The sequence below is a fragment of the Mitsuaria chitosanitabida ATCC BAA-476 = NBRC 102408 genome, assembly GCF_001598255.1.
Lineage (GTDB): Bacteria > Pseudomonadota > Gammaproteobacteria > Burkholderiales > Burkholderiaceae_C > Roseateles > Roseateles chitosanitabidus.
Genome location: NZ_BCYP01000020.1, coordinates 136,674 through 146,218 on the forward strand (window position 1 = coordinate 136,674; position 9,545 = coordinate 146,218).

The 9,545-nt window shown below is 64.8% G+C and carries 8 protein-coding genes; 4 read left to right on the forward strand and 4 right to left on the reverse strand.

Going from position 1 to position 9,545, the window contains the following annotated elements:
- Window positions 1–34 precede the first annotated feature (34 nt).
- Genes yidC through rpmH form a run of 4 tightly spaced genes read right to left on the reverse strand, consistent with a single transcriptional unit; the run spans window position 35 to window position 2,802 of the window.
- Window positions 35–1,723 carry a membrane protein insertase YidC gene (gene yidC, locus MCHT01_RS14025; RefSeq protein ID WP_067065967.1) on the reverse strand — a complete coding sequence of 563 codons (1,689 nt, stop codon included), beginning with the start codon at window positions 1,721–1,723 and terminating at the stop codon, window positions 35–37.
- A complete protein-coding gene (gene yidD, locus MCHT01_RS14030) occupies window positions 1,716–2,048 on the reverse strand; it encodes a membrane protein insertion efficiency factor YidD (protein WP_067065968.1) in 333 nt (110 codons plus the stop codon). Before yidD ends, yidC begins: the two co-directional genes overlap by 8 nt.
- Before the next feature lie 24 nt (window positions 2,049–2,072).
- Entirely contained in the window at window positions 2,073–2,636 is a 564-nt protein-coding gene (locus MCHT01_RS14035) for a ribonuclease P protein component (RefSeq protein WP_067065969.1), read from the reverse strand.
- 31 nt (window positions 2,637–2,667) lie between these two features.
- Complete coding sequence (gene rpmH, locus MCHT01_RS14040) at window positions 2,668–2,802, reverse strand: 50S ribosomal protein L34 (protein ID WP_067065970.1); 135 nt, start codon at window positions 2,800–2,802, stop codon at window positions 2,668–2,670.
- 296 nt (window positions 2,803–3,098) lie between these two features.
- Between rpmH and dnaA the strand changes: the two genes are divergently transcribed.
- The 4 genes from dnaA to MCHT01_RS26245 all read left to right on the forward strand — a co-directional run bounded on the left by dnaA (window position 3,099) and on the right by MCHT01_RS26245 (window position 9,382).
- Window positions 3,099–4,646 carry a chromosomal replication initiator protein DnaA gene (gene dnaA / locus MCHT01_RS14045; RefSeq protein ID WP_067065971.1) on the forward strand — a complete coding sequence of 516 codons (1,548 nt, stop codon included), beginning with the start codon at window positions 3,099–3,101 and terminating at the stop codon, window positions 4,644–4,646.
- A gap of 70 nt (window positions 4,647–4,716) precedes the next feature.
- Window positions 4,717–5,841, forward strand: coding sequence for a DNA polymerase III subunit beta (gene dnaN / locus MCHT01_RS14050; protein WP_067065972.1), 1,125 nt, complete (start codon window positions 4,717–4,719; stop codon window positions 5,839–5,841).
- A gap of 108 nt (window positions 5,842–5,949) precedes the next feature.
- Window positions 5,950–8,475 (forward strand): DNA topoisomerase (ATP-hydrolyzing) subunit B, encoded by a 2,526-nt coding sequence (gyrB, locus tag MCHT01_RS14055; RefSeq protein ID WP_067065973.1) that lies wholly within the window; start codon window positions 5,950–5,952, stop codon window positions 8,473–8,475.
- 223 nt (window positions 8,476–8,698) lie between these two features.
- Entirely contained in the window at window positions 8,699–9,382 is a 684-nt protein-coding gene (locus tag MCHT01_RS26245) for a hypothetical protein (protein WP_148661529.1), read from the forward strand.
- Window positions 9,383–9,545 lie beyond the last annotated feature (163 nt).

The following is a 9,545-nucleotide window of genomic DNA, read 5'->3' on the forward strand; positions in this document are numbered from 1 at the left end:
GGGCTTCCTGTTCCTGCGTGAGGAATTTCCGGGATCAGCTCTTCGTGACGCCGAGTCGCTTGTTGATCATCCATTGCTGGGCGATCGACAGGATGTTGTTCACCAGCCAGTACAGCACCAGGCCGGACGGGAAGAAGAAGAACATCACGCTGAAGGCCAGCGGCATGATCCACATCATCTTGGCCTGCACCGGATCGGCCGGTTGCGGGTTCAGCCAGACCTGCAGCAGGCTGGACAGCGTCATCAGCAGCGGCAGCGGGCCGATCGGCACGTTGAAGTAGGGCAGGTGACCGAAGAGGGTGTCCGGCTTGGACAGGTCATGGATCCACAGCACCCACGGGGCACCGCGCATCTCGACGCTGGACAGCAGCACCCAGTACAGGCCCATGAAGAAGGGCATCTGCAGGAAGATGGGGAGGCAGCTGCCCAGCGGGTTGATCTTCTCTTCCTTGTAGATGCGCATCATCTCCTGCTGCATCTGCTGCGGCTTGTCCTTGTAGCGCTCGCGCAGCTCCTGGATGCGCGGATTGACCGCCTTCATCTTGGCCATGCTGCGGTACGCGCTGGCGTTCAGGCCGTAGAACGCGGCCTTGAGCAGCACCACCAGGACGATGATCGCCCAGCCCCAGTTGCCCAGCGCCTGGTGCAGCAGGTCCAGCAGCCAGAACAGCGGCTTGGACAGGATCTTGAAGATGCCGTAGTCCTTCACCAGCTCCAGGCCCGGGGCCAGGTCTTCCAGCTTCTTCTCTTCCTGCGGACCCACGTACAGCACGTCGTCGAGCTTGCCGGTCGCGCCGGGCGCGATCGTGGCGAAGTTCATCACCATGCCGGCGGTGTACAGGTTCTCGTTGAGCGGGCGGACGTTGAACTCGCGCGGGCCGGCTTCGTTGCGCAGCCAGGCGCTGACGAAGTAATGCTGGACCATCGCGACCCAGCCGTCGTCGGCGTTCTTGTCGTACTCGGCCTTGCCCTTCTTGAGGTCGTCGAAGGACAGCTTGTGGTACTTCGCCTTGTCCGTGTACAGGGCCGGGCCCGAGAACGACGAGGGGGCGAAGGACGGACCGGTGTGGTCGACGTGGCCGTCGCGCACCAACTGCAGGTACAGCTGCGGCGTGACCGCGGCGGCGCCCTGGTTGGTGACCTCATGGCGCACGCCGATGGCGTAGTCGCCGCGCTTGAAGGTGTAGGTCTTGGCCAGCTTGACGCCGCCTTGCTCGCCTTCCAGGCGCACGGTCAGCGCGTCCTGGCCGTCCTTCAGGTCCATCGGACCGTCGACCAGCGACAGCACGGTCTGGTCCGAGGGCGCGTTCGGGACGTTCAGCAGGCCGGAGCGCGCGCTGTACTGGCGCAGCGGATCCAGCACCACGACGTGGCCGCTGGGGTTGGTGTCGTCGGCGTGCTTGAGCAGCTCGACGCGCACCAGGCTGCCGCCGCGGGTGTCGATGGTCGCCTTGACGACGTCGGTCGTGATGGTGACCAGCTTGTTCTGGATCACCGGGGCCGCGGTCGTGACGGGCACGCCGGAGGCGGCCGTCGCGGGCTGGGCGGCGAGCGTCGCGCCGGAGGCCGCGCCCGAGGCGGGGCCGGTCGGGGCGCTGGCGGTCTTGGCAGGGGCCGGGTGGAACAGCGACGGCTGGCCGTTGTGCCGCTGCCAGCCGTCCCACAGCAGGACCAGCGACATCGTGAACACCACCCACAGGATGGTGCGGCGAATATCAGTCATGGGAAGCTTTTGGATTGGCGGTTGAAGAGGCTGCTGTCCCCGGCCGGCATCGGGACGGACGCTCGAGCAGTCGGGTGAACAGACGGGGCGGATTGTCAGGCACGGGGTCGTGTCCGCCCAGACAGAAAGGATTGCAGCGCAGGATCCGTCCGACCGCCAGGTAGGTGCCGGCGGCGGCGCCATGCTGGCGCAAGGCCTGCATCGCGTACGCGGAGCAGGTCGGGCTGTAGCGGCACCCGGCGCGCAGCCAGGCGCTGAACAGCAGCTGGTAGCCGCGCACCAGCCCCATCAGCAGACGCGTCGGCAGGCCGGGGCGGGTGTCCATCGTCGACTCCGAGGCGCGAACCGCTCAGCCGCCCGCCGGTGGGCGTGCCAGCTTGCGGGTCAGCTGCAGCAGCTCCGCGCGCGCGGCGGCGCGCAGCGCGTCCGAGGAGGCGCTGGGGAACTGCTTGCGATCGAAAGGCATGCGCAGCCGCACGACCCAGAGGCCGGGCGGCAGCTCGCCGAGGTCGTCGAAGACCGCGCGGATCTGGCGCTTGAGCAGGACTCGCGTGACCGCCCGTTTCGCGTGCCGCTTGGGCACGACGTAGCCCAGCCAGGCGCCTTGCGGCGCGGCGGGGACTTCGGGGGACGTTTCGACGGTCAGCGCGGCGCCGCGATGCGAAGCGTCGTCCGGAATGGACAACGCCGCGGACGAGGCCGCGGCATCGGGGGCATCGCATGATTCATCCACAGCTTGGGGATGAATCGGTGCATCACCTGTGGACAAGTCGACCGGTCCCTTGGCAGGGCGGCGCTTCGGCAGCGAGGGGCTGGCGGCCAAGTGGTGCACGGCGAAGTGCGCGCTGCGCGCGCGGCTGGGGGTGCCCAGCACGCGCTCGAAATCGGCCGATCGCACGATGCGGCCGATCACGGTGTGCAGATCAGGTCGTCGGAAGTGACGCTCAGACGGCCAGGCGCTTGCGGCCCTTGGCGCGACGAGCGGCGATGACGGCCTTGCCGCCACGCGTCTTCATGCGGACCAGGAAGCCGTGGGTACGGGCGCGACGGGTCTTGGAGCCTTGATAAGTGCGTTTCATGATTCAAACCTCTAGGAAATCTCGGAACTTCCCCGTCGCCTCGCGCCATCTTGGCGCCGCGGACGGAGGGACATCGGGTGATGCCGGAAGCCGCTCGAAGATCGGAGGCCCACGCAGCTACGTCCGGGCGTCCGGAAAACCCGCGATTACAGCAAAGATTTGGACGCGGGTCAATCCGGCGCCAGCCCGCCACGGGGATTACCAGCACTTGACCGGGGTAAAAAATCTGTGGATAATCCTGGCTTCGCGGCCTTGGATCGGTACAATCCGGCCGCTCGAAGAATAAGTTTTCCACAATGAGCGCAGACTTGTCAGGGGCGGCACTGTGGCAGCGCGGCTGCGAACGCCTGGCCGCCGAACTGCCTGAACAGCAATTCAACACCTGGATCCGTCCGCTGCCCCCGGCGGAGGTGGCCCAGCAGGACGAGAACGGCCAGGAGGCCGTCCTGGTGTCCCTGCGCGTCCCCAACCGATTCAAGCTGGACTGGATCCGCAGCCAGTACGCCGGCCGCATCGAAGCCATCCTCACCGAGCTCGCCGGCAAGCCCGCGCGGCTGGAGCTCTCGCTCGCCCCGCGTGAAGCCATCGCCCCGCTGCCGCGCACCGGCTCGACCGGCGTGTCCATGGGCCAGGTGCTGCAGCAGCACGGCCTGCGCGGTGGTCCGGCCGCCGCCCCGATCGCCGCGCCCGGCATGGCCGCGGCCGCCCGTCCGGCCACCCCAGCGGCCGCCGCTCCGACCGCGGCCCAGGCACCCGCCGCCCCGACCACGGCCGCCAGCCTCATCCAGCCCGGCGCGACGCCCAACGTCCCGCCCAGCGCGACGCGGCATCGCATCAACACCTCGCTGACCTTCGACACCCTGGTCCCCGGCCGCGCCAACCAGATGGCGCGCACCGCGGCTCTGCACGTGGCGGGCGCCCCGGGCCAGATGTACAACCCGCTGTTCATCTACGGCGGCGTCGGCCTGGGCAAGACCCACTTGATCCACGCGGTCGGCAACGCGCTGCTGAAGGACCGCCCGGATGCCCGCGTGCTCTATCTGCACGCCGAGCAGTTCATCTCCGACGTTGTCAAGAACTACCAGCGCAAGACCTTCGACGAGCTCAAGGCCAAGTACCACTCGCTGGACCTGCTGCTGATCGACGACGTGCAGTTTTTCGCCGGCAAGGACCGGACGCAGGAAGAGTTCTTCAATGCGTTCGAGGCGCTGCTGGCCAAGCGGGCGCACATCATCATGACCTCGGACACCTATCCGAAGGGTCTGGTGGACATTGACGAGCGCCTGACCAGCCGCTTCGACGCCGGCCTGACGGTGGCGATCGAACCTCCGGAACTGGAGATGCGGGTCGCGATCCTGATCAAGAAGGCGGACGCCGAGGGCGCGCCCATGCCCGAGGACGTGGCCTTCTTCATCGCCAAGAACGTGCGCGCCAACGTGCGCGAGCTGGAAGGCGCGTTGCGCAAGGTGCTGGCCTACAGCCGCTTCTCGCACAAGGAAATCAACATCCAGCTGGCGCGCGAGGCGCTCAAGGACCTGCTGTCGATCCAGAACCGGCAGATCTCGGTCGAGAACATCCAGAAGACCGTGGCCGACTTCTACAAGATCAAGGTCGCGGACATGTACTCGAAGAAGCGGCCCGCGAGCATCGCCCGGCCCCGCCAGATCGCGATGTACCTGGCCAAGGAGCTGACCCAGAAGAGCCTGCCGGAGATCGGCGAGCTGTTCGGCGGCCGGGACCATACGACGGTGCTGCACGCCGTGCGCAAGATCGGCGGAGAGCGCCAGAAGAACACCGAGTTGAACCAGCAGTTGCACGTGCTGGAGCAAACGCTGAAGGGATGAGGCAAAAGGCCTTCTCGATCAGCGAAAATGCCGCGTTCGCCCGAACAGCCAACAGTGGAGAGAGGTTGACATGATCGTGTTGAAAGACAGCCAGGACAAAGTGCTTGCCGCGTTGCAGGCGGTGTCCGGCATCGTGGAACGGCGCCACACCCTGCCCATCCTGGCCAACGTGCTGTTGCGCAAGCAGGGCAAGCAGGTGGAGCTGACCACGAGCGACCTGGAGATCCAGGTCCGCACGACGGTCGAGTTCGAGGGCGACGAGGGCGATTTCTCGACCACGATCGGCGCCCGCAAGCTGATCGACATCCTGCGGTCCATGCCGTCGGACCAGACGGTCAGCCTGACCTCGAACCAGAGCAAGATGACGCTGCAGGGCGGCAAGAGCCGCTTCACCCTGCAGACGCTCCCGTCGGACGACTTCCCGCTGGTGCAGGAAGCGGCGGACTTCGGTCCCGCGTTCAGCGTCCCGCAGAAGACGCTCAAGGGCCTGATCAACCAGGTCCACTTCGCGATGGCGGTGCATGACATCCGCTACTACCTGAACGGCATCCTGTTCGTGGCCGAGGGCAAGACCCTGACCCTGGTGGCCACCGACGGCCACCGTCTGGCGCTGGCCCAGGCCGAGACCGACACCGAGATGCCCAAGCAGGAAGTCATCCTGCCGCGCAAGACCGTGCTGGAGCTGATGCGTCTGCTCAAGGACGGCGGCAAGGGCGACGACGAGAGCGCCCCCATCGAGATGCGCTTCGCCGGCAACCAGGCCAAGTTCAGCTTCAGCGGCATGGAGTTCGTGACCAAGCTGGTCGAGGGCAAGTTCCCCGACTACAACCGCGTCATCCCCAAGAACCATCGCTTCCACGTGATCCTGGGCCGCACCACGCTGCTGGCGGCGCTGCAGCGCGCGGCCATCCTGACCAGCGAGAAGTTCAAGGCCGTGCGCCTGTCCTTCGAGCCGGGCCTGCTGTCCATCGCCTCGAGCAACGCCGAGCAGGAAGAGGCCAAGGAAGAAATCGAGATCGACTACGGCGGCGACCAGATCGAGACCGGCTTCAACGTGACCTACCTGATGGACGTGCTGTCCAACATGTCGCAGGACATGGTGCGGGTGGATCTGAACGACAGTTCGTCCAGCGCGCTGCTGAGCATCCCCGACCACACCGGCTTCAAGTACGTGGTCATGCCGATGCGTATCTGACGCCACGACAGATGAACGAGCGGGCTTCGGCCCGCTTCAGCGCTTTTGAAGGTCCGTGACGCGCCGATCCGGCGGTCGCGGCCAGCAGTGAGAAGAGAAAGTTTTCCGATGACCGATCCTCAGCAGAATCCCGACCAGCAGCCTCAGCAGCAGACCGACGGCGCGGGGTACGGCGAGTCCAGCATCCAGATCCTGGAAGGCCTGGAGGCGGTGCGCAAGCGCCCCGGCATGTACATCGGCGACACGTCCGACGGCACGGGTCTGCACCATCTGGTGTTCGAGGTCGTGGACAACTCCATCGACGAGGCGCTGGCCGGCTACTGCGACGACATCGTCATCACCATCCACACGGACAACTCGATCTCGGTGATCGACAACGGCCGGGGCATCCCGACCGGCGTGAAGATGGACGACAAGCACGAGCCCAAGCGCTCGGCGGCCGAGATCGCGCTGACGGAACTGCACGCGGGCGGCAAGTTCAACCAGAACAGCTACAAGGTCTCGGGCGGTCTGCACGGCGTGGGCGTGTCCTGCGTGAACGCGCTGTCCAAGACCCTGCGCCTGACCGTGCGCCGCGAGGGCAAGGTCCACCAGATCGAGTTCAAGAAGGGCATCCCGCAGGATCGCCTGATCGAGGTCCGCGACGGCTTCGAGATCAGCCCGATGAAGATCGTCGGCGACACCGACAAGCGCGGCACGGAAGTGCACTTCCTGCCGGACACGGAGATCTTCACCTCGAACTCCGAGTTCCATTACGACATCCTGGCCAAGCGCCTGCGCGAGCTCTCGTTCCTGAACAACGGCGTGAAGATCCGCCTGGTCGACGAGCGCAACAACAAGGAAGACAACTTCGCCTTCGCGGGCGGCGTGCGCGGCTTCGTCGAGTTCATCAACAAGGGCAAGACGGCGCTCAACCCCAACATCTTCCACGCCCAAGGCGACAAGCTGTCGGACCAGAACACCAACGTCGGTGTCGAGGTCTCGATGCAGTGGAACGACGGCTTCAACGAGAGCGTCCTCTGCTTCACCAACAACATTCCGCAGCGCGACGGCGGCACGCACTTGACGGGTCTGCGCGCGGCGATGACGCGGGTGATCAACAAGTACATCGAGGACAACGAGCTGGCCAAGAAGGCCAAGGTCGACGTCACCGGCGATGACATGCGCGAAGGCCTGGCCTGCGTGATCAGCGTGAAGGTGCCGGAACCGAAGTTCAGCTCGCAGACCAAGGACAAGCTGGTGTCGAGCGAGGTGCGCGGCCCGGTGGAAGAAATCGTCGCGAGCAAGCTGACGGACTGGCTGCTGGAGAACCCGGTCGACGCCAAGATCATCTGCGGCAAGATCGTCGAGGCCGCGCGTGCGCGCGAGGCGGCGCGCAAGGCGCGCGAGATGACGCGCCGCAAGGGCGTGCTGGACGGCATGGGCCTGCCGGGCAAGCTGGCCGACTGTCAGGAGAAGGATCCCGCGCTGTGCGAGATCTACATCGTGGAGGGCGACTCCGCCGGCGGCTCCGCCAAGCAGGGTCGTGACCGCAAGTTCCAGGCGATCCTCCCCTTGCGCGGCAAGATCCTGAACGTCGAGAAGGCGCGGTACGAGAAGCTGCTGACCAGCAATGAAATCATCACGCTGATCACGGCGCTGGGCACGGGCATCGGCCGCGGTGCCGGCAGCGACGACTTCAACCCGGAGAAGCTCCGCTACCACCGCATCATCATCATGACCGACGCGGACGTGGACGGTGCGCACATCCGGACGCTGCTGCTCACGTTCTTCTACCGTCAGATGCCGGAGCTGGTCGAGCGCGGCCACATCTACATCGCGCAGCCGCCGCTGTACAAGGTCAAGGTCGGCAAGCAGGAGCAGTACCTGAAGGACGGCCATGAGCTGGACGGTTTCCTGCTGAAGGTCGCGCTGAACGATGCCGAGCTGCATCCGAACGGCGTGGGCACGGGCGTGGCGCTCAAGGGCGAGGACCTGGAGTCCAAGGCTCGCCAGTACGTGGCGGCGCAGAACGTGATCGAGCGTCTGTCGGCCTGGATGGACGGCGAGGCGCTGCACCTGCTGGCCTCCGGCCTGACGCTGGCGCTGGACACCAAGGAAGCGGCGGAGGTCTCCGCGACCGCGCTGCAATCGGCGCTGCACGACGCGGTGGTCACGGCGGAGAGCGATCCCCGCACCGACAAGCAGCTGCTGCGCGTGAGCCGCCGTCATCACGGCAACGTGCGCTCGAGCATCATCACCGCGGACTTCGTCCACGGCGCCGACTACGAGGTGCTGGCCGAAGCCGGCAAGACCTTCAAGGGCCTGGTGGGCGAGAACGCCGTGATCCGCAAGGGCGAGGGCGACAAGGCCAAGGAAAGCAAGGTGACGGACTTCCGCGCCGCGATGGCCTGGCTGATGACGCAAGCCGAGTCGAGCGTCGGCCGCCAGCGCTACAAGGGTCTGGGCGAGATGAACCCCGAGCAGCTGTGGGAAACGACGATGGACCCGACGGTCCGCCGCCTGCTGCGCGTGCAGATCGAGGACGCCATCGAGGCGGACCGCGTCTTCACGATGCTGATGGGCGACGAGGTCGAACCGCGTCGGGAGTTCATCGAGACGAACGCGCTGCGGGCGGCCAACATCGACGTCTAAGGCAGTCCAGCTTGAACGTATTAGCCCTTGAATCTTGAGGATTCAAGGGCTTTCGTGTTTTGGTAGCCACCAAGAGGTATTGGTCCTCAGCCATCCCGAAACTCGACCTTGGGTGAAAAGGGCTTGAAAGCCTCTCGTTCCAACAGTTGATTGTTCCTGATGGAGTTCGGGACCGCGTCGAATGGAGGCGCCGTCCTCACTCCCTGAATCAGATGGACTTCGAATGAATCCTCAATGCACAACGACAGTTGGCGCAATTCTCGCGGTGGCGGCCATCGCGATCTGCGGTGCTCAGATCAAGAAGAAGCATGCAACAGACGTACGGATGATCTTTTTCTTCTTCTCGCTCGCCGTCGTTGTTGCTTCACTCTTGGCTCTGGTAGCTAGCAATGCGGGTGCCATAGACAGCAGAGGGAATCTTCATGGATCGTTCGGAGAATTCCTTTCGCTTGCGATGCGAGAGACCCTCGACATCTCTCGTGGGATCTACTTGTTCTCATGTATCGCCATCGTCATCACCGCCCCCCAAGTTCTGACGTACTTCTTGAGCGGACTCTTTGGCGTGGCAACCGCACCGCTTCTCACGAAAGAAAGCGTTGGCCTGGTGGTTCTTGGAATTGTTAAGTCTTCGGCCGTGGCCTCAGGAACTTTCATGACCGTCGCAGTTGTGGGTCAAGTGAGGGGTTGGGATGGTTGGAGTCGTGACGGAATGTTCGCCATGTGCATGTTCGCGCTGATGCTGCTCATGCTCTCCTTCATTTGCACCCTGCAGTACAGAGATGCCGCAGGCCTATCTGCTTGGATCAAGAAGTGCGCAAACCCACCGTCCCGTAACCTCGTCGCATCGATTCATCAGTTCCTAACTAGAAACCAACCGCGAACATCGAATGGCTATTGGGATGCATGACGACATGCTCCACACAAGTGATGTTCTTCCAGCAAGCAAGGTGCCGAAAGGAATGCAGGTGGGGCTTCGAATTAGGGACACTTGGCGAAGTGATGGGCAGGAGCTCGTTCACCAGCAGATAGAAATGCTCCCCTATCGGATATCGACGCTCCCCCCCCCCCCC

Bases quoted from the DNA above. Each gene is read 5' to 3' on its own strand.
- dnaA (WP_067065971.1), top strand. From the start codon at position 3,099: ATGAGCGCAGACTTGTCAGGGGCGGCACTGTGGCAGCGCGGCTGCGAA.
- dnaN (WP_067065972.1), top strand. From the start codon at position 4,717: ATGATCGTGTTGAAAGACAGCCAGGACAAAGTGCTTGCCGCGTTGCAG.
- yidC (WP_067065967.1), bottom strand. From the start codon at position 1,723: ATGACTGATATTCGCCGCACCATCCTGTGGGTGGTGTTCACGATGTCG.
- rpmH (WP_067065970.1), bottom strand. From the start codon at position 2,802: ATGAAACGCACTTATCAAGGCTCCAAGACCCGTCGCGCCCGTACCCAC.
- yidD (WP_067065968.1), bottom strand. From the start codon at position 2,048: ATGGACACCCGCCCCGGCCTGCCGACGCGTCTGCTGATGGGGCTGGTG.
- MCHT01_RS26245 (WP_148661529.1), top strand. From the start codon at position 8,699: ATGAATCCTCAATGCACAACGACAGTTGGCGCAATTCTCGCGGTGGCG.
- gyrB (WP_067065973.1), top strand. From the start codon at position 5,950: ATGACCGATCCTCAGCAGAATCCCGACCAGCAGCCTCAGCAGCAGACC.